This window comes from Streptomyces sp. WM6372 (genome assembly GCF_001279655.1).
Taxonomy (GTDB): Bacteria; Actinomycetota; Actinomycetes; order Streptomycetales; family Streptomycetaceae; genus Streptomyces.
On the sequence record NZ_LGDB01000047.1, the window covers coordinates 50,954 to 76,753 of the forward strand.

Annotated in this window: 24 protein-coding genes; 17 read left to right on the forward strand and 7 right to left on the reverse strand. The window is 73.2% G+C overall.

Features of this window, described 5'->3' with window-relative positions; all coding sequences use genetic code 11:
• Positions 1–41 precede the first annotated feature (41 nt).
• Positions 42–947, reverse strand: a complete 906-nt coding sequence (locus ADK52_RS06165; protein ID WP_053688758.1) for a 5'-3' exonuclease — start codon at positions 945–947, stop codon at positions 42–44.
• Positions 948–1,198: 251 nt separating this feature from the next.
• Here ADK52_RS06165 and ADK52_RS06170 point away from each other — a divergent pair, with 251 nt between their 5' ends.
• Positions 1,199–1,810 carry a helix-turn-helix domain-containing protein gene (locus ADK52_RS06170; RefSeq protein ID WP_048476971.1) on the forward strand — a complete coding sequence of 204 codons (612 nt, stop codon included), beginning with the start codon at positions 1,199–1,201 and terminating at the stop codon, positions 1,808–1,810.
• Positions 1,807–2,544 carry a helical backbone metal receptor gene (locus ADK52_RS06175; protein WP_053688759.1) on the forward strand — a complete coding sequence of 246 codons (738 nt, stop codon included), beginning with the start codon at positions 1,807–1,809 and terminating at the stop codon, positions 2,542–2,544. Before ADK52_RS06170 ends, ADK52_RS06175 begins: the two co-directional genes overlap by 4 nt.
• Here the strand turns inward: ADK52_RS06175 and ADK52_RS06180 are convergent.
• On the reverse strand, positions 2,541–3,662 hold the full coding sequence (locus ADK52_RS06180) for a TDT family transporter (protein ID WP_053688760.1): 1,122 nt from the start codon (positions 3,660–3,662) through the stop codon (positions 2,541–2,543). The genes ADK52_RS06175 and ADK52_RS06180 overlap by 4 nt on opposite strands.
• Positions 3,663–3,732: 70 nt before the next feature.
• Between ADK52_RS06180 and ADK52_RS06185 the strand changes: the two genes are divergently transcribed.
• Positions 3,733–4,656 carry a LysR family transcriptional regulator gene (locus tag ADK52_RS06185; RefSeq protein ID WP_053688761.1) on the forward strand — a complete coding sequence of 308 codons (924 nt, stop codon included), beginning with the start codon at positions 3,733–3,735 and terminating at the stop codon, positions 4,654–4,656.
• A gap of 246 nt (positions 4,657–4,902) precedes the next feature.
• Here ADK52_RS06185 and ADK52_RS06190 read toward each other — a convergent pair whose 3' ends face one another.
• The 3 genes from ADK52_RS06190 to ADK52_RS06200 all read right to left on the reverse strand — a co-directional run bounded on the left by ADK52_RS06190 (position 4,903) and on the right by ADK52_RS06200 (position 7,989).
• The gene (locus ADK52_RS06190; protein ID WP_053688762.1) at positions 4,903–5,607 is read right to left on the reverse strand and encodes a gamma-glutamyl-gamma-aminobutyrate hydrolase family protein; all 705 of its coding nucleotides are present in this window, start codon (positions 5,605–5,607) and stop codon (positions 4,903–4,905) included.
• A 32-nt stretch (positions 5,608–5,639) separates the two neighbouring features.
• On the reverse strand, positions 5,640–7,118 hold the full coding sequence (eat, locus tag ADK52_RS06195) for an ethanolamine permease (protein WP_199828457.1): 1,479 nt from the start codon (positions 7,116–7,118) through the stop codon (positions 5,640–5,642).
• A 124-nt stretch (positions 7,119–7,242) separates the two neighbouring features.
• Positions 7,243–7,989 (reverse strand): FadR/GntR family transcriptional regulator, encoded by a 747-nt coding sequence (locus ADK52_RS06200; protein ID WP_053688763.1) that lies wholly within the window; start codon positions 7,987–7,989, stop codon positions 7,243–7,245.
• A gap of 77 nt (positions 7,990–8,066) precedes the next feature.
• Between ADK52_RS06200 and ADK52_RS06205 the strand changes: the two genes are divergently transcribed.
• From ADK52_RS06205 to ADK52_RS06220, 4 genes are all read left to right on the forward strand, one after another.
• The gene (locus ADK52_RS06205; protein WP_053688764.1) at positions 8,067–9,431 is read left to right on the forward strand and encodes a glutamine synthetase family protein; all 1,365 of its coding nucleotides are present in this window, start codon (positions 8,067–8,069) and stop codon (positions 9,429–9,431) included.
• A 56-nt stretch (positions 9,432–9,487) separates the two neighbouring features.
• Positions 9,488–10,867, forward strand: a complete 1,380-nt coding sequence (locus ADK52_RS06210; protein ID WP_234343472.1) for an aldehyde dehydrogenase family protein — start codon at positions 9,488–9,490, stop codon at positions 10,865–10,867.
• 7 nt (positions 10,868–10,874) lie between these two features.
• Positions 10,875–11,666: a 3-oxoacyl-ACP reductase gene (locus ADK52_RS06215; RefSeq protein ID WP_030157236.1), complete on the forward strand. Its 792-nt coding sequence runs from the start codon at positions 10,875–10,877 to the stop codon at positions 11,664–11,666.
• A 137-nt stretch (positions 11,667–11,803) separates the two neighbouring features.
• Positions 11,804–13,102, forward strand: a complete 1,299-nt coding sequence (locus tag ADK52_RS06220; protein WP_063783783.1) for a haloacid dehalogenase-like hydrolase — start codon at positions 11,804–11,806, stop codon at positions 13,100–13,102.
• Here the strand turns inward: ADK52_RS06220 and ADK52_RS06225 are convergent.
• Positions 13,099–14,304: an amino acid deaminase/aldolase gene (locus tag ADK52_RS06225; protein WP_053688765.1), complete on the reverse strand. Its 1,206-nt coding sequence runs from the start codon at positions 14,302–14,304 to the stop codon at positions 13,099–13,101. The genes ADK52_RS06220 and ADK52_RS06225 overlap by 4 nt on opposite strands.
• Before the next feature lie 183 nt (positions 14,305–14,487).
• Between ADK52_RS06225 and ADK52_RS06230 the strand changes: the two genes are divergently transcribed.
• Genes ADK52_RS06230 through ADK52_RS06240 form a run of 3 tightly spaced genes read left to right on the forward strand, consistent with a single transcriptional unit; the run spans position 14,488 to position 17,209 of the window.
• Complete coding sequence (locus ADK52_RS06230; RefSeq protein ID WP_063783780.1) at positions 14,488–15,264, forward strand: hypothetical protein; 777 nt, start codon at positions 14,488–14,490, stop codon at positions 15,262–15,264.
• Positions 15,261–16,466 (forward strand): type VII secretion-associated serine protease mycosin, encoded by a 1,206-nt coding sequence (gene mycP, locus ADK52_RS06235; protein WP_053688766.1) that lies wholly within the window; start codon positions 15,261–15,263, stop codon positions 16,464–16,466. The genes ADK52_RS06230 and mycP overlap by 4 nt, the downstream gene beginning before the upstream one ends.
• Before the next feature lie 2 nt (positions 16,467–16,468).
• Positions 16,469–17,209 carry an SseB family protein gene (locus tag ADK52_RS06240; protein WP_053688767.1) on the forward strand — a complete coding sequence of 247 codons (741 nt, stop codon included), beginning with the start codon at positions 16,469–16,471 and terminating at the stop codon, positions 17,207–17,209.
• 72 nt (positions 17,210–17,281) lie between these two features.
• Here the strand turns inward: ADK52_RS06240 and ADK52_RS06245 are convergent, their stop codons facing one another.
• Entirely contained in the window at positions 17,282–17,668 is a 387-nt protein-coding gene (locus tag ADK52_RS06245) for a DUF1844 domain-containing protein (protein ID WP_053688768.1), read from the reverse strand.
• A gap of 378 nt (positions 17,669–18,046) precedes the next feature.
• On the opposite strand from ADK52_RS06245, the gene infC reads away from it, so the two are divergent.
• From infC to pheT, 7 genes are all read left to right on the forward strand, one after another.
• Positions 18,047–18,772: a translation initiation factor IF-3 gene (gene infC / locus ADK52_RS06250; RefSeq protein WP_053688769.1), complete on the forward strand. Its 726-nt coding sequence runs from the start codon at positions 18,047–18,049 to the stop codon at positions 18,770–18,772.
• Positions 18,773–18,876: 104 nt separating this feature from the next.
• Entirely contained in the window at positions 18,877–19,071 is a 195-nt protein-coding gene (gene rpmI, locus ADK52_RS06255) for a 50S ribosomal protein L35 (RefSeq protein WP_030157249.1), read from the forward strand.
• 105 nt (positions 19,072–19,176) lie between these two features.
• Complete coding sequence (rplT, locus tag ADK52_RS06260) at positions 19,177–19,563, forward strand: 50S ribosomal protein L20 (RefSeq protein ID WP_030157251.1); 387 nt, start codon at positions 19,177–19,179, stop codon at positions 19,561–19,563.
• Positions 19,564–19,691: 128 nt separating this feature from the next.
• The gene (locus ADK52_RS06265; RefSeq protein WP_053688770.1) at positions 19,692–20,552 is read left to right on the forward strand and encodes a TrmH family RNA methyltransferase; all 861 of its coding nucleotides are present in this window, start codon (positions 19,692–19,694) and stop codon (positions 20,550–20,552) included.
• Positions 20,553–20,608: 56 nt separating this feature from the next.
• Positions 20,609–21,838, forward strand: a complete 1,230-nt coding sequence (locus ADK52_RS06270; protein ID WP_078988014.1) for a sensor histidine kinase — start codon at positions 20,609–20,611, stop codon at positions 21,836–21,838.
• Positions 21,839–22,001: 163 nt separating this feature from the next.
• A complete protein-coding gene (pheS, locus tag ADK52_RS06275) occupies positions 22,002–23,129 on the forward strand; it encodes a phenylalanine--tRNA ligase subunit alpha (RefSeq protein WP_053688772.1) in 1,128 nt (375 codons plus the stop codon).
• A complete protein-coding gene (gene pheT, locus ADK52_RS06280; RefSeq protein WP_053688773.1) occupies positions 23,129–25,657 on the forward strand; it encodes a phenylalanine--tRNA ligase subunit beta in 2,529 nt (842 codons plus the stop codon). The genes pheS and pheT overlap by 1 nt, the downstream gene beginning before the upstream one ends.
• Positions 25,658–25,800 lie beyond the last annotated feature (143 nt).

Consider the following 25,800-nt stretch of genomic DNA (forward strand, 5'->3'; position numbering starts at 1 on the left):
CCCTTGCTCCCCTGAAACTTAGGATTACCTAAGTTAGCATCTCACGGGCGCAGCGCGCTGCTCAGGCGCGATACCGCTCCGCCCAAACCCCACCGGCGCGCCAGTGCGTCGACGAGTTCCGGCTGCGCGGGCACCGCGGGCAGCGCCGGGTCGAACACCGGAAGGGGGACGTCCGAGGCCACCTTGACCACCTTCGGAGCCACCGCCAGATACGGCCGGGACTCGTCCAGCCGCTTGCGCTGCGTGGGCGTCAGCTTCGACTTCGGGTCGTCGATCGCCGCGATGATCCCGGCCAGCGAGCCGTACGCGTCCAGCAGCTTGGCCGCCGTCTTCTCACCGACCCCCGGGACCCCCGGCAGCCCGTCGCTCGGGTCGCCGCGCAGCAGCGCCAGGTCCGCGTACCCCGCGCCGTCCACCCCGTACTTCCCGCGCAGCCAGGCCTCGTCCGTCACCTGGAGCGTGCCGACCCCCTTCAGCGGGTACAGCACGCGCCGCTGCCGGGCGTCGTCGACCAGCTGGTACAGGTCCCGGTCGCCGGTGACGATGTCCACCGGGCCCGTGGCGCGCGCCGTGAGCGTGCCGATCACGTCGTCGGCCTCGTACCCGGCGACACCCACCCGGGCGATCCCGAACGCGTCCAGCGCCGCCTCGATGATCGGCACCTGCGGGGACAGCGTGTCGGGGGTCTCCTCCACGTCCGGACCGGTCTCGGTCTCCTCGGCGACCCGGTGCGCCTTGTACGAGGGGATCAGATCCACCCGCCACTGCGGCCGCCAGTCGGCGTCCATGCACGCGACCAGGTCGTCGGGGCGGTGGTCCTGGACGAGGCGCCCGATGAAGTCGAGCAGCCCGCGCACCGCGTTCACGGGGGTGCCGTCCGGGGCCTTCACGGAGTCCGGCACGCCGAAGTACGCGCGGAAGTAGAGGGAGGCGGTGTCCAGCAGCATCAGGCGTCGAGTCGTCGTCACGGTGACGATGATGCCGCACCCCGCCCACAGCCGAGGGTTACGCCCGGGGGCACGGAAGGTGGCCGCAAGAGCGCTCGAAAACGGCACGGGAGTTTCACCCGGGGCGTACCCTGGTCGGCTCTTGCACGCGAAACCGGGGGCGGATGCTGCGTAAGGTGCTTACAGCACACCGATGTGAGACGGACGCCGACGTACGCCGACGGACCAGACAAGGGGAGGGCAGCCCCGCCATGGACGACAGGGACGGCTCGGACGACAAGGAACGGGACAAGGACGCCAAGGAACCGCTCCGGGTGGGCGTGGCCGTGCGCAAGCGCCGCCGGGCACTGCACCTCACCCTCGCCGCCGTATCGGCGCGCAGCGGCCTGTCGGTGCCCTTCCTCAGTCAGATAGAGAACGAACGGGCCCGGCCCAGCATGCGGTCCCTGGAGCGGGTCGCGGACGCGCTGGAGACCACGGCCGTCGAGCTGCTGGCCGCCTCCGACACCGCGCGCACGGTCGATCTCGTACGGGCCGGGGACGACTCCGGGCTCACCCCGGTGCCGGGCGTGCGCCCCCTCGTACGCGGACACCACCAGCTGCACGCGCTGGAGTTCACCGGGGACCAGGACGCCGGCCGCGAGTACCAGCACCGCAACGACGAGCTGATGTACGTGGTCTCGGGCGCCTGCCAGGTGGAGGCCGAGGGGCGGGCGTACCGGCTGGAGAGCGGGGACGCGCTGTTCCTGTCCGGCGGCGTACGGCACCGCTGGCGGGCCGTCTCCGAGGACACCCGGCTCCTGGTCGTGGCGGTGGGCGAGCACATCCACGCGACCTCCGAGCCCCCCTCGCCCGGGCAGTGAGCCGCAGCCGGACGCGGGTCGTCTCGCTCGTGCCCTCGCTGACCGAGGCGGTGGCGGTCAGCGCTCCCGGGCTGCTCGTCGGGGTGACCGACTGGTGCACGCACCCCGCGGACCTCGACGGGCGGGGCGCGGTGCGCATCGGGGGGACGAAGAACCCCGACGTGGAACGGATCACGGCGCTGCGCCCGGACCTGGTGATCGCCAACGAGGAGGAGAACCGGGCCCCGGACCTGGCGGAGCTGCGCGCGGCCGGGGTGGAGGTGCTGGTCACCGAGGTACGGGAGCTGCCCCAGGCGCTGACCGAGCTGGACCGGGTACTGGTGGGGGCGCTGGGGCTGACGCGGCCGCGGTGGCTGGACGAGGCCGAGGCCGCCTGGGCCGGGGTGGAGCCGGCCGGCGCGCTGCGGGCCTTCGTACCGATCTGGCGGCGGCCCTGGATGGTGCTCGGCCGGGACACCTTCGCGGGCGATCTGCTGGCGCGCCTCGGCGTGCGCAACGTCTACGCCGGGCACGCCGAGCGGTATCCGCGGGTGCCGGTGGAGGAGCTGGCCGCCGCCGACTGCGATCTGGTGGTGCTCCCCGACGAGCCGTACCGTTTCACGCGCGAGGACGGCCCGGAAGCCTTCCCGGACCGTCCTTCCGCGCTGGTCAGCGGCCGCCACCTCACCTGGTACGGGCCCTCGCTGGCCGAGGCCCCGGCGGTACTGGCCGCGGCCCTGGGGGCGGCCCGCTAGCGGGGCAGCAGGGTGCCCCGGAACAGGCCGCGCAGGGTGTGGACGGCGGCCGTCAGCCAGGCGGTCAGCAGGGCCAGGAACAGGGCGGCCGCGAGCCAGGCGAACGCGGTCAGGCCGGTGTGGTGGGCCAGGCCGGCGGCGCCCGTGACGCAGGTGCCGACGGGGAAGGTCAGCGCCCACCAGGTCATCGCGAACCCCATGCCGTCACGGGCGGCCCGGACCAGCATCGCGGCCGCGAGGGCCAGCCACAGCAGGGCGAAGCCCATCACGGGCACCCCGTAGACCACCGCGAAGGCGCCGAGCGCGCCGGCGTAGGGGGCGCCGATCGCCCGGGGAGCCACGTCGGCCAGCTGGTTGACCGCGGTGGTGGACTGGCCGAGGGGGCCCAGGACCAGGAACAGGGTCGGGGTCAGCAGCAGGGGCAGGGGACCGCCCACGATCAGCCGCCCGAAGACCAGGGGCAGCATCAGCAGGGTGGCCAGCAGGCTGATGCCGAACATGGCGTAGCAGGCCAGCAGCAGCGCCTCGCGGGGCTGCCCGGCGGGCAGGTGGGGTATCAGCAGGGGGCCCAGGGCGGCGGAGACCATGGGGGCGACCAGGGGCAGCAGCCACACGGGGGTGGCCTGCGCGGCCTCGACCTTGTGCCGGACCACCATCAGGTACGGCACCACCACGGCCATGACCAGGCCGATCGCGGTGCCGGCCGTGAAGAGCACGGCGTCGGCGGCGACGGCGGCGGGGACGCCGATGAGGTCCTTGCCGACGATGAGGGTGCCGCCGCCGACGGCCAGCAGGGCCATCGCGAGACATCCGTAGAAGGGGGCCACGGCGGGGTCGAGGAGGTGGGCGCGGGCCTGGTCGCGGTGGTGGAGCCAGTGGCCGGCGCGGGCGGTGAGCAGGAGGGCGAGGGCCGCCGCGGACAGCGCCCAGACGATCTGGCAGGCCACGCGCTGGCCGGGCACCTGGTACGGGAGGGTGGCTCCGGCGTTGGCGACGATCGCCGTGCCCATGACGGAGGCGTACCAGTTGGGGCCGAGGTGACGGAGCGCCGGGAAGGCCTTGTGGGCTTCGGGGTTCCGGGAGGTGTGGGCGCGGGGTCGCGCGAGGGTGGTGGCCATGGACCCAGCCTCCTGGCGGGGCCCGGCGGACGGCAGAGGCCATCTCTCTATAAGGCCATAAACTGACTTTATGGGTAATGAGGAGTGGGTTCCGCTGGCGCACCGGGTGCCGGATCTGGGGGCGCTGGAGCTGCTGCTCGCGGTCGCCCGGATCGGCAGCCTGAGCGGCGCGGCCAAGCGCATGGGCATCACCCAGCCCGCCGCGAGCAGCCGGATCCGCGCGATGGAGACGCGGCTGGGCGTGGCGCTGGTGGACCGCTCGCCGCGGGGGTCGACCCTGACGGCGGAGGGGGCGCTGGTCACGGACTGGGCGCGGCGCGTGATGGAGGCGGCGGAGGCGTTCGACGCCGGGGCGCAGGCGCTGCGCGGGCGGCGGGACTCGCGGCTGCGGGTGGCCGCCAGCATGACCATCGCGGAGTACCTGCTGCCGGGGTGGCTGATCGCGCTGCGCGGGCAGCGACCGGGGACGGCGGTGTCGCTGCACGCGGGGAACTCGGCGGTGGTCGCGGAGCGGGTGCTGGCCCATGAGGCGGACCTGGGGTTCGTGGAGGGGCTGTCGGTGCCGGAGGGGCTGGACTCGGCGGTGATCGCGCAGGACCGGCTCGTGGTGGCGGTGGCTCCGGGGCACGCGTGGGCGCGGCGCTCGCGGGGGGTGGCGGCGCAGGAACTGGCGGCTACGCCGCTGATCCTGCGGGAGTGGGGATCGGGGACCCGGCAGGTGCTGGACGCGGCGCTGGCGGGGAGCGGGGGGCTGGCGGCCCCGCTGCTGGAGCTGGCCTCGACGACGGCGGTGAAGGCGGCGGCGCTGAGCGGGGCGGGACCGTGCGTGCTGTCGGAGCTGGCGCTGGGGGAGGAGCTGGCGGCCCGGCGCCTCGTCGAGGTCCCGGTGACGGGGGCGGCGCTCGGTCGGGCCCTGCGGGCGGTGTGGCCCGTGGGAGCCCGGCCCGCGGGCCCGGCCCGCGACCTGCTGTCGCTGACGCGGGCCCGCCCCTGACCCGCGGCGGGCGACCCGGGGCCCGCCCCTGACCTGCGGTGGGTGGTCCGGGGCCCGTTCCTGACCTGCGGTGGGTGGTCCGGGGCCCGTTCCCGACCTGCGGTGGGTGGTCCGGGGCCCGTTCCTGACCCGCGGTCGGTGGCCCCGGGGCCCGCCCCTGACCCGCGGTCGGTGGCCCCGGGGCCCGCCCCTGACCTGCGGTCGGTGGCCCCGGGCCCGTCCCCGTTCAGGCCGATCGGGTCCCTGTCAGGCCGGGACCGCCGCCGTGAGGGTGGCCGCTTCGACCAGTGCGGACATCACGCGGGTGTCCTTGTCGCGTTCCGGGTGCCACTGGACACCGAGGACCCAGTGGGCCGGGTCGGGGAGTTCGATGGCCTCCACCGTGCCGTCGACCGCATGGGCCGAGGCGATCAGGCCCTCGCCCAGGCGGTCGACGGCCTGGTGGTGGTAGGTCGGCACCTCCGCCTCCTCCGGGACCAGGGCCGCGTACCGGGTCCCCTCGACCGGGCGGACCGGGTGCCAGGACATGACGCCCGGGGCGACCGCGTGGCCGTCGATGTGCTGGACCAGCGTGCCGCCCAGGGCCACGTTCAGCGCCTGCATGCCCCGGCAGATGCCCAGCACCGGCAGACCCGCCGCCAAGGCCGCCTCGATCAGGGAGAGTTCCCACTCGTCCCGCTTCGTGGCGGGAGCGCCCGTACGCGGGTCCCGCTCGGCCCCGTAGCGGACCGGGTCCACATCGGGGCCGCCCGCGACGACCAGGCCGTCCAGCCGGCTCAGCACCTCCGCCGCCGAACCGGGTTCGTCCGGCGGGAGCAGCACGGCCGCGCCGCCCGCCGCCTGGACGAGTTCGTAGTACCCGGTGGGTACGAGGGACGTGGGGACGTCCCACACCCCGTAGCGGGTGGATTCCTCCACGTAGGTCGTGATGCCGATGAGCGGCCTGGGCACGGTTGTTACCTCCGGGGGATCGGGAACGGCGGTCAGTCTCGGGCGAGTTCGGCCTCGGCCTGCGCCAGCGCCGCGAACTCCTCCTCCGGTGCGGAGGCCACGAGGTGGTGCCGACTGTAGAACGCGAAATAGGCGAGGGCGACGGCGTACACACCGAGGGCGATGAACGCCGCGTCCTTGTCCACCAGGAAGGTGGCGACGAGCGCCGAGAGGGCGAGGACGAAGGCCACCGAGGAGGTCGCGATGCCGCCGGGCGTGCGGTACGGGCGCTCCAGGCCCGGTTCCCGCCTGCGGAGCACGATGTGGGAGAGGGCCATCAGCGCGTACGAGATGGTCGCGCCGAACACCGCGATGTTGAGCATGCGCGGGCCGTTGCCGGTGGCCGCGGCGAGCGCGAAGCCGATCGCGCCGGGGATGAGCAGGCCGAGGTACGGGGCCTTGCGCTTCGAGGTGAGGGAGAGGAAGCGCGGCAGGTAGCCGGCCCGGGAGAGGGCGAAGAGCTGGCGGGAACCGGCGTAGATGAGGGAGAAGAAGGAGGCCACGAGGCCCGCGAGACCGGCGTAGTTGACGAAGGTCTTCAGCCAGGAGAGGCCGGGGTTGCCTTCGAGGGCGACGACCAGCGGGTTCCCCGCGTCCTTGATGGCGTCGGCGCCGCGGGCGCCGGTCGAGGCCAGGAAGGTGAGCAGGGCGAGCAGGACGAGGATGCCCATGGAGATCGACAGGGCCCGGGGCATGGAGCGCACCGGGTCCTTGGCCTCCTCGGCGGCCAGCGGCACGCCCTCGACGCCGAGGAAGAACCACATGCCGAAGGGGAAGGCGGCCCAGATGCCGAGGAAGCCCAGCGGCAGCCAGGAGCTCGCTCCGGCGGCGGTGCTGTCCACGGCGATGTCGTCGAGGTGCGAGGGGTCGAACTCGGTGAAGGCGCCGAGCGCGAAGACGATCAGCGCGAGCACGGCGACCGCGGTGACGACGAGGGAGAAGCGCAGGGCCTCGCCGACGCCCCACAGGTGGATGCCGATGAAGACGGCGAAGCAGGCGAGGTAGACCGGCCAGCCGGAGGTGAGTCCGAAGAGGTTCAGGGATTCGACGTAGTCGCCGATGAAGATGGCGATCGCGGCCGGGGCCAGGATGTACTCGATCAGGATCGCGGTGCCGGTGAGGAAGCCGCCCCAGGTGCCGAGCGCCCGGCGGGCGAAGCCGTAGCCGCCGCCCGCCGTCGGCAGGATCGCGGACAGTTCCGCGAGGGAGAAGACGAGGCAGGCGTACATCGCGCCCATCAGGACGGTGGCGATGGCGAGCCCGCCGAAGCCGCCCTGGGCGAGGCCGACGTTCCAGCCGGAGAAGTCGCCGGAGACGACGTACGCGACGCCGAGGCCGGTCAGCAGCAGCCAGCCGGCGCTGCCGCGGCGCAGCGTGCGCCGCTCCAGGTAGCCGTCGGCGCTGTCGCCGCCCTCGGGGGAGGTGGTGGGTTCGGGTACGGCTGTGAGCCGTGCCTCGGTGTCGTCGGCCATGTGCGCTCCTGCCTAGGGCAATGGTTGTGGGGCGTACCTTTGCCGTAGCGGAGTGGAGTGCGCAAGACCCCTGCGTTAAACAGGGGTTACGAAAAGCTCTCGGGCCGCGTCCGCCGCACCCGTTCTAGGCCAGGAATCCGCGCAGCAGGGCCGCCGTTCCGCAGCAGTGTTCGCGCATCACCTCGCGCGCCGCGTCCGGGTGGCGCTCCAGCACCGACTCCACGAGGGCGCTGTGCTGCTGCTGGGAGTGCTCCAGGTTCCGCACGAGCAGCGGGATGCAGTCCAGCAGGTCGTTCACCGTGGCCCGCACGGCGGCGTACTGGGCCGTGAGGGTGGCCGATCCGGCGAGCTCGCACAGGGTGAGGTGGAAGAGGGTGTCCTGGCGCCGGTAGTCGGCCAGCGGCGCGTCGTGGGTGGCGGCCAGGGCGCCGAGCAGCCTCTCGGAGCCCTCCTCGGTGAGCCCCTGGGAGGCGCACAGTCCGGCCGCGCCCACCTCCAGGACCTCGCGGAACCGCAGGACGTCCTCGATGTCCACGCCCACCACGCGCCGGCGCAGCTCGTCCTCGGTGCCGCCCACCGGGGTGTCGGGGCGGGGGAGCACGAACGTTCCGCCGTACCGCCCGCGCCGGGCCTCCACCAGGCCCTGGTCCTGGAGCACCTTCAGCACCTCGCGCAGGGTGACCCGGCTGATCCCCATCCGCTCCGCCAGCTCCCGCTCGGGCGGCAGCCGTTCGCCGCCCGGCACCAGGCCCAGCCGGACCACCTGGAGGATCTGCTCCAGGGCCTCCTCGAAACCGTTGCCCGCCCGCACCTGCCGCAGTACCGGATTCAGCCGCGCGATCGCGCCGCCTTCGCTCGCCGTGTCGGTCATCTCGGCTCCTCCCCTTCCCAAGCAATGGTTCTATTCAATACCTTAGGGCTTCTCGGCTCACCGAAGGAGAGATTCCAGTGGTAGACCGCAAGCCGCCGCTCGCGCCCGAGGAGCTCCGTGCTCTCGTGGCGAGCGGCGAGATCGACACCGTGGTCCTGGCCTTCCCCGACATGCAGGGGCGACTCCAGGGCAAGCGGTTCGCCGCACAGTTCTTCCTCGACGAGGTCCTCGACCACGGCACCGAGGGCTGCAACTACCTCCTCGCCGTCGACACGGACATGAACACCGTCGACGGATACGAGATGTCCTCCTGGGACCGCGGTTACGGGGACTTCGCCATGCACCCCGACCTCGCGACCCTGCGCCGGATCCCGTGGAACCCGGGCAGCGCCTTCCTCCTCGCCGACCTCGCCTGGAACGACGGCTCGCCCGTGGTCGCCGCGCCCCGGCAGATCCTGCGCCGCCAGCTCGAGCGCCTCGCCGGGCACGGGTACACGGCCATGGTCGGCACCGAGCTGGAGTTCATGGTCTTCCAGGACACCTACGAGCAGGCCTGGAACTCGGGCTACCGCGGGCTGACCCCGGCCAACCAGTACAACATCGACTACTCGGTCCTCGGGACCGGCCGCATCGAGCCCCTGCTGCGCCGGATCCGCAACGAGATGCAGGCCGCGGGCCTGATCGTCGAGTCCGCGAAGGGGGAGTGCAACCTCGGCCAGCACGAGATCGCCTTCCGCTACGACGAGGCGCTCACCACCTGCGACCAGCACGCCGTCTACAAGACGGGCGCCAAGGAGATCGCCTCCCAGGAAGGCGTCTCGCTCACCTTCATGGCCAAGTTCGACGAGCGCGAGGGCAACTCCTGCCATATCCACCTCTCGCTGGGCGACGCCGACGGGCACAACGCGATGGCCGGCGACGGCCCAGGCGGAATGTCACCGGTGATGCGACACTTCCTGGCCGGCCAGCTGGCCGCGCTGCGCGACTTCTCCCTTCTCTACGCCCCGAACATCAACTCGTACAAGCGTTTCCGGCCGGGATCCTTCGCGCCGACCGCCGTCGCCTGGGGCGTGGACAACCGGACCTGTGCGCTCCGGGTCGTCGGCCACGGCCGCTCCATGCGCTTCGAGAACCGCCTCCCGGGCGGGGACGTGAACCCGTACCTCGCCGTCGCCGGCCTGGTCGCGGCCGGGCTGTACGGCATCGAGAACCGCCTCGAACTGCCGGAGGCCTGCGCGGGCAACGCGTACACCGCCGATTTCGCGCACGTTCCCACCACCCTGCGCGAGGCCGCGGAGCTCTGGGAGAACAGCGAGATCGCCAAGGCCGCCTTCGGGCCCGAAGTGGTCGCCCACTACCGCAACATGGCCCGCGTCGAACTGGACGCGTACGACTCCGCCGTCACCGACTGGGAACTGCGTCGCTCCTTCGAACGCCTGTAGTCACCTGGTAGCCCAGTCCCCGTCAACTCTGCCCCCGAACCTCTGTGAGGCAACGCGTGTCCGATGTGCTGGCCCCCGACAAACTGACAGTGTTGAATCCGGCCACCGAGGAAATCGTCGCCATCGTCCCGGCCGCCACACGGGACGATGTCGACGCCGCCGTCGCGCGGGCCGCCGCGGCCCAGCGCGGCTGGGCGGCGGCCGCCCCCGCCGACCGGGCCCGGCTGCTGCGCCGCTTCGCCGCCGTCGTCGACGGGCACATCGAGGAACTGGCCCAGCTGGAGGTCCGCGAGGCCGGGCACACCATCGGCAACGCCCGCTGGGAAGCCGGCAACGTCCGCGACCTGCTCGAATTCGCCGCCGGCGGGGTGGAACGGCTCTCCGGCCGGCAGATCCCCGTCGCCGGCGGCATCGACGTCACCTTCCTGGAACCCCTCGGGGTCATCGGCGTGATCGCCCCGTGGAACTTCCCCATGCCGATCGCGGCCTGGGGCCTCGCCCCGGCCCTGGCCGCCGGCAACGCCGTCCTCCTCAAACCCGCCGAGACCACCCCGCTCACCGCGCTGCGCCTCGCCGAACTCGCCCTCGAAGCCGGGATCCCCGAGCACCTCTTCCAAGTGCTCCCCGGCCGCGGGAGCGTCGCCGGAGACGCGCTCGTCGAGCACCCGGGCGTCGCGAAGATCGTCTTCACCGGATCCACCCCGGTCGGCAAGCAGATCATGGCCAAGTGCGCCGACCGGGTGAAGCGGGTCACCCTCGAACTCGGCGGCAAGAGCCCCAACATCGTCTTCGCCGACGCGGACCTGGAGGCGGCCGCCGCCGCGGCGCCGATGGCCTTCCTCGACAACACCGGCCAGGACTGCTGCGCCCGTACCCGGATCCTCGTCCAGCGCTCCGCCTACGACCGGTTCCTGGAGCTGCTCGCCCCCGGCATCGAAGGCGTCGTGGTCGGCGACCCCGCCGACGAGAAGACCCAGATGGGGCCGCTGATCTCCCGCGTGCAACTGGAGCGCGTACGGTCGTACGTCACCGACGACCTCACCGCGATCCGCGGCACCGCCCCCCAGGGTCCCGGCTTCTGGTACCCGCCGACCCTCGTCACGGACGTCGCCCCCACCGCGCCCGTGGCGGCCGCGGAAGTCTTCGGCCCCGTCGCCGTCGTCCTCCCCTTCGAGGACGAGGAGGACGCCGTACGCCTCGCCAACGCGACCGAGTACGGGCTCTCCGGCTCCCTCTGGACCCGCGACATCGGCCGCGCACTGCGCGTCTCGCGCGCCGTCGCCGCGGGCAACCTGTCCGTCAACTCCCACAGCAGCGTCCGCTACTGGACCCCCTTCGGCGGCTACAAGCAGTCCGGACTCGGCCGCGAGCTCGGACCCGACGCCCTCACCGCATTCACCGAGACCAAGAACGTCTTCATCAGCACGGAGGCCTGAGCCCATCATGACCACTTCTGACACCGAGATCGTCTGCCGCCGCCTGGTCGGCCGTACCGCCGTCATCACCGGAGCCGGCAGCGGCATCGGTCTCGCCACCGCCCGCCGCCTGGCCTCCGAGGGCGCCAACGTGGTCTGCGCCGACATCGACGCGAGCGCCGGGAAGGCCGCGGCCGAGGAGGTCGGCGGCCTGTTCGTGAAGGTCGACGTCACCAGCCCGGAGGAGGTCGAGGCCCTCTTCAAGACGGCCTTCGACACCTACGGATCCGTCGACATCGCCTTCAACAACGCGGGCATCTCGCCCCCGGACGACGACTCGATCCTCACCACCGGCCTGGAGGCCTGGAAGCGGGTCCAGGACGTCAACCTCACCTCCGTCTACCTGTGCTGCAAGGCCGCCCTGCCGTACATGCAGCGCCAGGGCCGCGGCTCCATCATCAACACCGCGTCCTTCGTGGCCATCATGGGCGCCGCCACCTCGCAGATCTCGTACACCGCCTCCAAGGGCGGGGTGCTCGCCATGTCGCGCGAGCTCGGCGTGCAGTTCGCCCGCGAGGGCATCCGCGTCAACGCCCTGTGCCCGGGGCCGGTCAACACCCCGCTGCTGCAAGAGCTGTTCGCCAAGGACCCGGAGCGGGCGGCCCGCCGCCTGGTGCACATCCCGCTGGGCCGGTTCGCGGAGCCCACCGAGATCGCCGCCGCCGTCGCCTTCCTCGCGAGCGACGACTCCTCGTTCATCAACGCCACCGACTTCCTGGTCGACGGCGGCATCTCGGGCGCCTACGTGACGCCCCTGTAGGCAGGCCCCGCGGGCGGGCGCTCCCAGCGTTCACCCGTACTCCATCCCCCCGACAGCCGGGCGTCGCACGACGCCCGGCTGTCGTGTCCTACCGTCCGAGATGATCTTCGTAGGAACGTTAGGGAGTGTTCACCTCAGTGACCCCACGTCGCACCGTCCGGCGGCTCCAGGCCGTCGGCGCCGCCGCAGCGATCGCCGCCGGCACCCTCGTCGCCACCGCGCCCGCCGCCCAGGCGGCCCACTGCACCACCCCGCGGCTCGCGGCCGGCTGGTACGGGGACAACCAGGCCCGGCTCCAGCAGCTGATCGACCAGTACGGGAAGTGCAACCCGTACCGGCCCGGCCGCGCCAAGCCCGTCGCCGTCTTCGACTGGGACAACACCGTCGTCAAGAACGACGTCGGCGATGCCCAGATGTACTGGCTGCTGCGCAACGGCAAGATCCGCCAGCCCGCCGCCGGGGACTGGACCGCCACCAGCCGCTACCTCACCCCGGCCGCCGCCCGGGCCCTCGCCGACGCCTGCGGCGCCCTCGCCCGCCCCGGCGCCCCGCTGCCCACCGGCACGCCCGCGGGCGCGGGCTGCGCCGACGAACTCGCCGCCGTCTACGGCACCGCCGCGACCCGCTCCGGCGCCGCCGCCTTCGCCGGCTGGGACCACCGCACCATCGAGCCCGCGTACGCCTGGCTGCCCCAGCTGATGCAGGGCTGGACCGCCCGCGAGGTCCGCGGCTTCGCGGCGGCCGCGCGGGCCGAGAACCTGGCCGCGCCCGTCGGCGCCACGCAGCGCGTCGGCACGGGCACCGTCACCGGCTGGGTGCGCTACTACGACCAGCAGAAGGACCTCATCGGCGGCCTGCGGAAGGCCGGCTTCGACGTCTGGATCAGCTCGGCCTCGCCGCAGCCGGTCGTCGAGGTCTGGGCCGAGGAGGTCGGCGTCGGCGCGGACCACGTCATCGGCATCCGCAACACGACCGCGTCCGGCGGGAAGCTCACCGCGCACCTTCAGGGCTGCGGGTCGGTGAAGGACGGCGCCGACACGATGATCACGTACATCGACGGAAAGCGCTGCTGGATCAACAAGGAGGTCTTCGGCGTGCGCGGCGCGGCCGCCGAGAAGGTGCAGCCGGCCGCCCGCCGCCAGGTGTTCGCCGCGGGCGACTCCGACACCGACGTCTCGTTCCTGCGGGACGCGACCGCGCTGCGGCTCGTGGTGAACCGGAACAAGAACGAGCTGATGTGCCGCGCGTACGACGACAGCGACGGCAAGTGGATCGTGAACCCGATGTTCATCGAGCCGAAGAAGCAGAAGACCGCCCCGTACCCGTGCTCGACCACGGGCTACGTCGACCACGACGGTACGGCGGGCCCCGTCCGCCGGGGCGACACGAGCGTCGTCCCCGACCAGACGGACTCGGTGTTCCAGCCGGCCGGCTAGAGGAAGGTGCGGCCCTCGCCCCGGTAGGTCGGGACGGTGGCCGTCACCCGGTCGCCCTCGATGAGGTGCAACGCGTCGAAGCGCTCGCACAGTTCGCCCGCCTTGGCGTGGCGGAACCAGACCCGGTCGCCGATCAGCAGGTCGTCGGCCGGGCCGCCGAGCAGCGGCGTCTGCACCTCGCCGGCCCCCTCCTGGGGGTCGTAGCGCAGGCCCTGCGGGAGGTACGGGACCGGGAGCCGGTCCGGCCCGGCCGCGCCGGAGGCGGGGTACCCGCCGCCCAGGACGGTGACCACGCCGACGCCGGGCCTGCGGACCACCGGCTGGGCGAAGAGCGCCGCCGGGCGGCCCCGGAAGGACGTGTAGTTGTCGAACAGCCGCGGTACGTAGAGCCCCGAGCCGGCGGCGATCTCCGTGACCGCGTCCTCGGCGGCGGTCTGCTGGACGCTGCCGGTGCCGCCGCCGTTGACGAACTCCAGGTCCGGGACGACCGCGCGGACGGCCCGGACGGCTTCGGCGCGGCGGGCCGCCAGCTCCTTGAGGGCGGCGGCCTGCATGAGCCGGATGGCGCGGGAGCGCAACGGACGCCCGGCGAGGGAGTCTCCGACGCCGGCGACGTGGCCCTCGTAGCCCATGATCCCGACGACGCGGAAGCCGGGGCGGGCGCGGACGGTACGGGCGAGAGCGGCGAGCTCCGAGGGCTCGCGGAGCGGCGAACGGCGGGCGCCGACCCGGATCTTGCCGCCGAGGAGGCGGAAGGCGGTGTCGAGTTCGAGGCAGACCCGGATCTCCTGCGTTCCGCCGTCACGGAACCCGTCGATCAGCTCCAGCTGGGCGGGGTCGTCGACCATCACGGTGACGGCCGCGGCCAGCTTGGGGTCGCCGGCGAGCTCGGCGAAGCCGGTGCGGTCGGCGGAAGGGTAGGCGAGGAGCACGTCCTCGAAACCCGAGCGGGCCAGCCAGATCGACTCGGCGAGGGTGTACGACATGATGCCGGCGAACCCGGGCCGGGCGAGGACCCGTTCGAGGAGCGCGCGGCAGCGGACGGACTTGCTGGCGACGCGGATCGGCTTGCCGGCCGCGCGGCGGACGAGGTCGTCGGCGTTGGCGTCGAACGCGGCGAGATCGACGATGGCCAGGGGCGCGTCGAGGTGCGCGGTGGCCCGGTCGTACCGGGCCCTGTCCCCACTGGCGGGAAGATTCATGGGCGGCAGCCTGCCAGATGGTTCTACCGGTGGGTAGGGGTCTGCGGCCGGGCCTCGCGGTCCTACCCGCCCGGGGCGCGGCCCGCCCGGGCGACCCCGCCGGGTCCGCGCCCGCGATCGGGGCGGTACGGGCGCGTAGAGTACGGGGTGGCAGCCGGACGGAACGGGGGGCGGAGCCGCCGGATGAGTGCGTCTACACCGCGGACCGCGGTCCTGGCCGAGCCCGTGGCCGCATCCGGATCGGGGCGGCGCGGGGCCGGGCGCGGCGTCGCCGTCGTGGTGTGCGCCGTGCTGGGGGTCGCTCTCCTCGGCGGAGCCGGGGTCAGCGGATGGGCCGAACAGCGCGACGCCCACCGGCCCTTGGCCGCCGACGCCGCCTACCGCAAAGCCGGATCGATCTGGCGTGAGACCCCCGTGGACAGCCTGTTCCCGCCCGTCCTCGACGGCGGCGACTCCGGGCCCGGCGGGGCCGACCGGACCTGGACCCGGGTCGCGCTCGCGCCCGACTCCGACTGCGCACCCGCGCTCGCCACCGACTGGCGGGCGGCCCTCGCCGCCACCGGCTGCACCCGGGTCCTGCGCGCCACGTACACCGACTCCACCCGCAGCTCCCTGGTCACCGTCGGCATGGTCTTCACCCCGGCCGACGCGGCAGGGATGCAGACGCTGCGGGGACGCCTCCCGGCCCCGCCCGGCTACGGCTTCGCCGACAGCCAGCGCGCCGCCTGGACCGCGTCCGTGGTTCCGCAGGCCCCCGTCGTCGTCTACACCGTCTCCGCCTTCGCCGACGGCCGCACGCCGGGCGCCCCCCGCCCCGCCGAGGACATGATGCGCAAGGACGCCACCGGAGCCGTCGCCCAAGCCGGGCTCGGCCACGAGGCCAAGGCCGTCGCCGACCGGATGGAGCGCACCGTACGCACCCTGGCCGAGCCCGCGACCTCCTCGGGCGCCTCCCGGTGAGCCGCGGCAGGGCCGGCGCCGTCCTCGTGGTGCTCGGAGCGCTCCTCGTCGGTGCCGGTGCGGCGCCGGCCGCCGCCGACAACATCCGCGACCGGCAGTGGGGGCTGACCGCGCTGCGGGCCGAGGAGGCCTGGGGGACCACGCGCGGCGCCGGGGTCACCGTCGCGGTCCTCGACACCGGCGTCGATGCCACCCACCCCGACCTGGCCGGGCAGGTCCTCGACGGCACCGATCTGATCGGGCTGGGCGCCGGGCGCGGCGACCGCGCCTGGGCCCGGCACGGCACCGCCATGGCCGGGATCATCGCCGGGCACGGCCACGGCGGCAACCGCCGCCAAGGCGTACTCGGCATCGCCCCCCAGGCCAAGATCCTCCCCGTCCGCGTGATCCTCGAAGAGGGCGACCCCGGCCGGGCCAAGGCCCGCGAGAGCAAGGGCGGCGCGCTCGCCGAGGGCATCCGCTGGGCCGCCGACCACGGCGCGAACGTGATCAACCTCTCCCTCGGCGACGACAGCGACTCCGCCCACCACGAGGCCGCCGAGGACGAGGCCGTCCAGTACGCCCTCGCCAAGGGCGTGGTCGTCGTCGCCTCCGCGGGCAACGGCGGCCGCCAGGGCGACCACGCCTCCTACCCGGCCGCCTACCCCGGGGTCATCGCCGTCACCGCCGTCGACCGCGGCGGCCGCAAGGCCGACTTCTCCACCAGCAACTGGTACGCCACCGTCAGCGCCCCCGGCGTCGACGTGGTCATCGCCGACCCCGACCGCTCCTACTACGAGGGCTGGGGCACCAGCGCCGCCTCGGCCTTCGTCTCCGGCGCCGTGGCCCTCGTCAAGGCCGCCCACCCGGACCTCTCCCCGGCACAGATCAAGCGGCTGCTGGAGGACACCGCCTCGGACGCCCCGCCCGGCGGCCGCGACGACTCCCGCGGCCACGGGCTCGTGGACCCCGTCGCCGCCCTCCAGGCCGCCGACGCGCTGCGCGCCGAGCCGCCGGTCCCCGCACCCGTCGCGGCCGGGCAGCCGTACTTCGGCCCCGGCCCCGAGCCGGTCCGGGCCGCCGGGGGCGGCGCCCGCCTCGGGGCCCCGGCGGCCGCGGCCGCCGGGCTGGTCCTGCTCGTCCTGGCCGCCGTACTGGCGCGGCGCCCGCGAGGTGCCCGGCGGGACCGGGACCGGGACCCGGACCGGGATAGGGTCGGGTAACTGTGGCGAACAAAAACATTCCCGACCCCGGCTTCTCCGACGACGACGGCTCCGCCGACCCCCGGCTGAGCGCGGCCCTGGCCGCCTGGTCCGCGGACCGGGCGAAGGAGCCCGAGGTGCTGGCCGCCCTCAAGGGCGCCCGGCTGCTGGTCCCGGTCGTCGCCGTGCTCGGCGAGGTCGAGACCGACCCGGAGACCGGCCTGAAGCGCGAGAAGACCAGCGACATGGCCGTCCCGACCCTGCGGGCGGGGGACCGGCGGGCCCTGCCCGCGTTCACCTCGATCGCCTCGCTGGCCCGCTGGGACCCGGCCGCCCGTCCGGTCGCCGTACCGCTGCACCAGGCCCTGGCCGCCGCCGCGCACGAGAAGGCCGACACCGTGGTCCTGGACCTGGCCGGCCCCGTCACCTACCAGCTCACCGGCCCCGCGCTGCTCGCGCTGGCCGAGGGCCGCACCGACGCCGGCCCCCTGGCCGACCCCGCGGTGCGGGAGGCCGTACGGGCCGCCGTGTCCGCGGAGCCGGCCGTGCTCCGCGCCCACCTCGGACCGGGCGGGGCGGACGCCGACGGCACGCTCGCGATCGTGCTGGCCGCCGGGGCGCAGGCCCACACCGCGGCCCGCCGCGTCGCCGAGGCCCTGGCCGCCGACGAGACCCTGCGGGCCCGCCTCGTGCACGGGCTGGACCTGGCCCTGCTCCCGGAGGAGGCCCCGGCCCCGCCCGGCGAGCCGCTCTTCACCCGCTGAGCGCCGAGACCATCGAAAACGCCGAAGGGCCGGGGCAGCGCCCCGGCCCTTCGGCGTACGCGTATGGGCGGCTCAGCCGAAGACCGGGCCCGTGAACTTCTCGCCCGGACCCTGGCCCGGCTCGTCGGGCACGATCGAGGCCTCGCGGAAGGCGAGCTGCAGCGACTTCAGGCCGTCGCGCAGCGGGGCCGCGTGGAAGGAGCTGATCTCCGTGGCGCTCGCGGTGACCAGACCGGCCAGGGCCGTGATCAGCTTGCGGGCCTCGTCGAGGTCCTTGTGCTCGGAGTCCGGCTTGTCCAGGCCCAGGTTGACCGCCGCGGCGCTCAGCAGGTGCACGGCCACCGTGGTGATCACCTCGACGGCGGGCACGTCCGCGATGTCGCGGGTCATGGCGTCGTAGTCGGGAGCGTCCGGCGTGCTGCCGGCCTCGGTGGCGGGGGTGGGGGTCGCGTCAGTCATGCCTCACACGATAAGCCGGGCCGCCCGCGCCGCTGACCGGCCCCTGCTCCCGTACCGGCCGGCGGCCGCCGGGTGAGCGGACCCGGCGCGGAATGCTATATTGGGCTGACGACCGGCCGGAGACGCATGTCCCCGGCCCACAAGTGGAGGCTCCGCTCTCCCACCCGACCACCCTCCGGGGCGGCGGGTCACCGGTCAGGCGGCATCCATCGTTCCGTACGGACGATGGAAAGCTGCCCGAGTCTGCGCCCCGCGATCGCACGCGGCGGTGCTCCGGTTGTATTGGAGCCCCTGCCTGTGCCTCGGCGGGGCATTTTTCATGTTCCGCCGCGGTTGGTCTGACGACATCAGACGTCAGCGGCTGCCTGCCAGGCAGCCGTGTGGTGCTACCGAGGAGGATCCATCAGCACCGAGCCCCGCATCAACGACCGGATTCGCGTTCCCGAGGTACGACTCGTCGGTCCCAGCGGTGAGCAGGTCGGCATCGTGCCGCTTGCCAAGGCCCTTGAGCTGGCGCAGGAGTACGACCTCGACCTGGTCGAGGTCGCGGCGTCCGCACGCCCGCCGGTCTGCAAGCTCATGGACTACGGCAAGTTCAAGTACGAGTCGGCCATGAAGGCCCGTGAGGCGCGCAAGAACCAGGCGCACACGGTCATCAAGGAAATGAAGCTCCGGCCGAAGATCGACCCGCACGACTATGACACCAAGAAGGGTCACGTCGTTCGGTTCCTCAAGCAGGGCGACAAGGTCAAGATCACGATCATGTTCCGTGGTCGCGAGCAGTCCCGGCCGGAACTCGGCTACCGACTGCTGCAGCGTCTCGCTTCGGACGTCGAGGACCTCGGGTTCATCGAGTCGAACCCGAAGCAGGACGGCCGAAACATGATCATGGTCCTCGGTCCGCACAAGAAGAAGACCGAGGCGATGGCCGAAGCCCGCGAGGCGCAGGCCGCCCGCAAGGCCGAGCGCCAGGGTGTCGCCGCCGACGAGGCTCCTTCCGAGGAAGCCCCCGTCGAGGAGGGCACCGAGGTCGTCTCTGCCGAGGCCGAGGCCGAGGCCGACGTCACCGAGGCCGCCTCTCCCGAGGCACCGGCCGAGGCCTGATCCCGAGGCAGCCCGTCTCGGATCACCGACACAACATGACGCTCCCGGGCGCCGGTCCCCAGCCGGACCGGCGGGAGCGCCACCGACGAGGAGATAACGGCGCTATGCCGAAGAACAAGACGCACAGCGGTACCAAGAAGCGCTTCAAGATCACCGGCTCCGGCAAGGTGCTCCGTGAGCGTGCCGGTAAGCGCCACCTGCTCGAGCACAAGTCGTCCCGTGTCACCCGCCGCCTCACCGGCACCGCGGAGATGGCCCCCGGCGACGCCGCGAAGATCAAGAAGCTTCTCGGCAAGTGACGCCCCTCCGCTCCCCCTGCCGGGAGCGGACGGCGTCGAGACCGGGACCCCATCGAATTCGGGCCGTGTGAAGACACCCACGGCCCCGCTACAAGGAGTTAAAAAGTGGCACGCGTCAAGCGGGCAGTAAACGCCCACAAGAAGCGCCGGGCGATCCTCGAGGCGGCCTCCGGCTACCGCGGTCAGCGTTCGCGCCTGTACCGCAAGGCCAAGGAGCAGGTCACCCACTCGCTGGTCTACAACTTCAACGACCGCAAGAAGCGCAAGGGCGACTTCCGTCAGCTGTGGATCCAGCGCATCAACGCCGCTGCCCGCCAGAACGGCATGACGTACAACCGCCTCATCCAGGGTCTGAAGGCCGCCAACATCGAGGTGGACCGCAAGATCCTCGCGGAGCTGGCCGTCAACGACGCCAACGCTTTCGCCGCGCTCGTCGAGGTTGCGCAGAAGGCGCTTCCGGCCGACGTGAACGCCCCGAAGGTCGCCGCCTGAGCGGCAAGCCCTCGAAGGCTGCAGTAACTTGCCCGGACCCGCAGGCCTCGCGCCTGCGGGTCCGGTGCGTTGATCACCGAGTTCGACTGAGTTCCACCTGTTGTACGTACGGAAGCGAGCCGACCGCCATGGGCACCCCCGCCGAGCTGATCTCCCCCCGATCCCCGCGGGTGGCCGCCGCCAGGCGACTGGCGCGGCGCAACTTCCGCACCAAGGAGCGCCGGTTCATCGCCGAGGGTCCGCAGGCCGTCCGCGAGGCCGTCGAGCACCGCGGCGCGGGCGGCGCGACGACCCTGATCGAGCTGTTCGCGACCGTCGAGGCCGCCGAGCGCTACACCGGGATCATCGAGGCCGCGCTGGCCGCCGGCGCGCGCGTCCACTACGCCTCCGACGAGGTGCTCGCCGAGGTCTCGCAGACCGTCACCCCGCAGGGGATCGTCGGCGTCTGCCACTTCCTGGACTCGCCCTTCGAGGACATCCTCAAGGCCGAGCCCAAGCTGGTCGCCGTCCTCGCCCACGTCCGCGATCCCGGGAACGCCGGCACGGTGCTGCGCTGCGCCGACGCCGCCGGCGCGGACGCGGTCGTACTGACCGACGCCTCGGTGGACCTGTACAACCCGAAGTCCGTACGGGCCTCCGTGGGATCCCTCTTCCACCTGCCGGTGGCGGTCGGCGTCCCCGTGGAGCAGGCCGTCGAGGGGCTCCGGGCGGCCGGCGTGCGGATCCTGGCCGCCGACGGGGCCGGCGAGGACGACCTGGACGCCGAGCTCGATGCGGGCACCATGGGCACCCCCTCGGCCTGGGTCTTCGGCAACGAGGCGTGGGGCCTGCCCGAGGAGACCCGGGCGCTCGCCGACGCCGTCGTACGCGTTCCGATCCACGGCAAGGCCGAGAGCCTGAACCTCGCCACGGCCGCCGCGGTGTGCCTCTACGCGTCCGCGCGTGCACAGCGGGCGCCCGGAGGGTGCCGCTCCGTGACCCCCAGCTAGTAATGTGGCGGCCCGGGGGGCCCACTGCGCTACTCGGAGATGTGGGGTACGGGGACATGACCGTCGGTACGAACAGCTCGCCAGGGGCCGTGACGGCCTCCGGGACGCCGTCCCTGGCGGCCGTGCCCCCCCAGGGCGCGGGCCGCGCCGCTCCGGCGGCACCCGAGCCGCGCGAACCCCGTGAGACGTGCGACCCGGCGGAAGTCCCGGAGTTCGCGGCGCTCGGGATCGACCCCGACGACCTCCCCGACGGGCTCGTCGTCGCCGACGACACCGGCCGGGTGATCTGCTTCAACTCCGCCGCCGCCCGGATCACCGCACTGGCCCCCGGCGAGGCGCTCGGCGTGCGCATCGACCGGGCGCTGCCGCTGGAGGACCTGGACGGCCGCCGCTGGTGGACGCTGACCGATCCGTACGGGGGCCTCGCGACCCGGCGCGGCCAGCCCGAACGCAACCTCCTGCTGCCCGGCGGCCGCGAGGTGCTCGTCTCCGCCCGGTACGTGCGCACCCACCCCACCGGCCCGCTGCGCCGCCTCGTCGTCACCCTGCGCGGCACCGAGGCCCGCCGCCGCACCGAGCGCAGCCACGCCGAGCTCATCGCCACCGTCGCGCACGAGCTGCGCTCGCCGCTGACCTCCGTCAAGGGGTTCACCGCGACCCTGCTCGCCAAGTGGGAGCGGTTCACCGACGACCAGAAGCGGCTGATGCTGGAGACCGTCGACGCCGACGCGAACCGCGTCACCCGCCTCATCGCCGAGCTCCTCGACATCTCCCGCATCGACTCCGGCCGCCTGGAGGTGCGCCGCCAGCCGGTCGACATCGCCACCGCCGTGGGCCGCCACGTCCAGGCGCTCACCGCGAACGGCCAGGCGCCCGACCGGTTCCTCGTACGGGTCAGCTGCTCGCTCCCCGATCTGTGGGCTGATCCGGACAAGATCGACCAGATCCTCGGCAACCTCCTCGAAAATGCGGTGCGGCACGGCGAGGGAACGGTCACCATCGACGTATCGCCGACCAGCCTGACGAACGCAGCGGGCAAGACCGAGAAGGGCACCGCCGTCACCGTGACCGATGAGGGCCCCGGGATCCCCGAGGAGTCGATGGGCCGCGTCTTCACCCGCTTCTGGCGGGGCAGCAAGCGCGGCGGCACCGGCCTGGGCCTGTACATCGTCAAGGGCATCGTCGAGGCCCACGGCGGCACCATCACGGTCGGCCGCGGCCCCGGCGGCGGCGCCGAGTTCCGATTTATCCTGCCCGTGGGCGCGCCGGCCTACCTCACGCAGTAGCCCTGCGGAGGGTCTCACCAGGCGGCCCACGGGCTCCTTCACCCCCAGCGACCTTTAGACTCGTCCTTTGGCACCTTTGGGTTCTTGTCCGAGTCGGTCGATCGAGACTGTCGAGCGGATCGCGCGGGGCTCCACCAGCCAGCCATCGGAAGTACGGGAAGAGATGTCGGCACCGAACAAGTCGTACGACCCTGTCGAGGTCGAGGCACTGAAACCGGAAGAGATCGAGCGCATGCGGGACGAGGCGCTCGCCGCCTTCGCGACCGCCGGCGACCTCGACGCGCTGCGTGAGGCGAAGACCGCGCACATGGGCGACCGCTCGCCCCTGGCGCTCGCCAACCGCGAGATCGGCGCACTGCCCCCCCAGGCCAAGGCCGCGGCGGGCAAGCTCGTGGGCCAGGCCCGCGGCGCCGTGAACAAGGCCTTCGGGGCCCGCACGGTCGAGCTCGAAGCCGAGCGCGACGAGCGGGTGCTGGTCGAGGAGGCGGTGGACGTCACGCTGCCCTACGACCGCGTCCCCGCCGGTGCCCGGCACCCCCTGACCACGCTGATGGACCGCATCGCGGACATCTTCACGGCCATGGGCTACGAGGTGGCCGAGGGCCCCGAGGTCGAGGCGGAGTGGTTCAACTTCGACGCCCTCAACTTCACGCCCGACCACCCGGCGCGCCAGATGCAGGACACCTTCTTCGTCCAGGGCCCCGAGGGCACCGAGGGCGACGAGTCCGGCGTCGTGCTGCGCACCCACACCTCCCCGGTGCAGGCGCGCTCGCTGCTCGACCGGGAGCCGCCCGTGTACGTGGTGTGCCCGGGCCGGGTGTTCCGCACCGACGAGCTCGACGCGACGCACACCCCGGTCTTCCACCAGGTCGAGCTGCTCGCCGTGGACGAGGGCCTGACCATGGCCGACCTCAAGGGCACCCTGGACCACATGGTCCAGGCGCTCTTCGGCAAGGACATGACCACGCGGCTGCGCCCGAACTTCTTCCCGTTCACCGAGCCGTCCGCCGAGATGGACATGCAGTGCTACGTGTGCCGCGGCGAGTCGGTGGGCAACCCCGACCGCCCGTGCCGCACCTGCTCCAGCGAGGGCTGGATCGAGCTCGGCGGCTGCGGAATGGTCAACCCCAAGGTGCTCATCGCCTGCGGTGTGGACCCCGAGAAGTACAGCGGGTTCGCCTTCGGGTTCGGCATCGAGCGGATGCTGATGTTCCGCCACAACGTCGAAGACATGCGAGACATGGTCGAGGGTGACGTCCGGTTCACCCGGCCGTTCGGGATGGAGATCTGATGCGGGTCCCGCTTTCTTGGCTGCGGGAGTACGTCGACCTGCCTGCGGGCGAGACCGGTCGTGACGTACAGGCCAAGCTCGTAGACGCAGGCCTCGAGGTCGAGAGGGTCGAGCAGCTCGGCGCCGGCCTCAAGGGCCCGCTGGTCGTCGGCCAGGTGCTGACCATCGAGGAGCTCGAGGGCTTCCGCAAGCCGATCCGTTTCTGCACGGTCGACGTCGGCCAGGCCAACGGCACCGGCGAGCCGCAGGAGATCGTCTGCGGCGCCCGGAACTTCTCCGTCGGCGACAAGGTCGTCGTGGTCCTGCCCGGCGCGGTGCTGCCCGGCGACTTCGCGATCGCCTCGCGCAAGACGTACGGCCGCACCTCGCACGGCATGATCTGCTCCGGCGACGAGCTGGGCATGGGCGACGACGGCACCCACGGCATCATCGTGCTCCCCCCGGAGCACGAGGTCGGCACCGACGCGATCGAGCTGCTCCAGCTCGTCGACGAGGTCCTCGACATCGCCGTCACCCCGGACCGCGGCTACTGCCTGTCCATGCGCGGTGTGGCCCGTGAGACCGCCACCGCGTACGGCCTGCCGCTGCGCGACCCGGCGCTGCTCGACGTGCCCGCGCCGAACTCGTACGGCTACCTGGTCAAGATCGACGACCCGGCCGGCTGCGACCGCTTCACCGCCCGTACGGTGTCCGGCCTCGACCCCGAGGCGAAGTCCCCGATCTGGCTCACGCGGCGCCTGCAGAAGGCCGGCATGCGCCCGATCTCGCTCGCCGTCGACGTCACCAACTACGTGATGCTCGAACTCGGCCAGCCGCTGCACGCGTACGACCGCTCCCGCCTGGACGGCGCCATCGGCGTGCGCCGCGCCGAGCAGGGCGAGAAGTTCACCACCCTCGACGGGGTCAAGCGCACGCTCGACGCCGAGGACCTGGTGATCACCGACAACAGCGGGCCGATCGGCCTCGCCGGCGTCATGGGCGGTGCCAACACCGAGATCGCCGACTCCGTGACCGACCCCGAGACCGGAATCGTCTCGGGCACCACGGACGTCGTCATCGAGGCCGCGCACTTCGACGCCCTGACGATCTCGCGCAGCGCCCGCCGCCACAAGCTCGCCTCCGAGGCCTCCAAGCGCTTCGAGCGCGGCGTCGACCCGCAGGCGGCCTCCGCGGCCGCGCAGCGGACCGTCGACCTGCTCGTGCTGCTCGCGGGCGGCACCGCCGAGGCCGGTGTCACCGAGCTCACCGCCCCGGGCGCCCCGCGCACCATCGCGATGCGCGCGGACCACCCGGACCGGGTCGCGGGCATGGACTACGGCCGCGAGACCGTCGTCCGCCGCCTCCAGGAAGTCGGCTGCGACGTCTACGGCCAGGACGAGCTCGTCGTCACCGTCCCGTCGTGGCGGCCCGACCTCGCCGAGCCCAACGACCTTGCCGAAGAGGTCATCCGGCTGGAGGGCTACGGGAACCTCCCGTCGACCCTGCCGAAGCTGCCCTCCGGCCGCGGTCTGACCGCCCGGCAGCAGCTGCACCGCCGGGTCGGCCGCGCGCTGGCCGGCGCGGGCTACGTCGAGGCGCTCAGCTACCCGTTCGTCGGCGAGGGCGTCTTCGACCAGCTCCAGCTGCCCGCGCACGACGCGGCCCGCCAGGTCGTCAAGCTGGTGAACCCGCTCTCCGACGAGGAGCCGGCGCTGCGCACCACGCTGCTGCCGGGCCTGCTGGGCGCGCTGCGCCGCAACGACAGCCGGGGCAGCCACGACCTCGCCCTCTTCGAGACGGGCTCGGTCTTCCGGGCCGGCCCGCAGCCGGGCGTCGCCGTACGACTGCCCGTCGACCGGCGTCCCACGGCCGAGGAGATCGCCACGCTGAACGCCGCCCTGCCGGCGCAGCCGCGGTACGCCGCGGTCGTGCTGGCCGGTGCGCGCGAGCAGGCCGGCTGGTGGGGCAAGGGCCGCCCGGCCGACTGGGCGGACGCGGTGCAGGCCGCGCGCTCGCTGGCCGCCGAGGCCGGCGCGGAGCTCGTCGTGCGCCAGGGCCAGTACGGGCCGTGGCACCCGGGCCGGTGCGCCGAGCTGCTCGTCACCCTGAACGGGGTGGAGACGGTCATCGGCCACGCCGGTGAGCTGCACCCGCGCGTCGTCAAGGCGATGGGCCTGCCGGCCCGTACCAGCGCCATGGAGCTCGACCTGGACCGCCTCGCGGCGGCCGGCGGCGAGGCCATGGAGGCGCCCCGGATCTCCACCTTCCCGGTGGCGACCCAGGACGTCGCGCTGATCGTCGACGCCTCGGTCCCGGCGGCCGACGTCGAGGCCGCGCTGCGCAAGGGCGCCGGCGAACTGCTGGAGTCCCTGCGGCTGTTCGACGTGTTCACCGGTGAGCAGGTCGGCGCGGGCAAGAAGTCCCTGGCGTACGCGCTGCGCTTCCGCGCGGCCGACCGCACGCTGACCGCGGAGGAGTCCACGGCCGCGCGCGACGCGGCGGTGGCGCTGGCCGGCGAGCGCACGGGCGCGGTGCTGCGCGGCGCGTGACGGGGTAACCGCCCTGCCGCCACGGCGGATCGAGGCACTGAGGGGCATATCCGGACCTGCGGATATGCCCCTCACTCATTCGGGTGAGAACGCCGGTGACCCGTGTCCATGGATGCGGCGGGTCGACAGAATCGTTGCGGCCG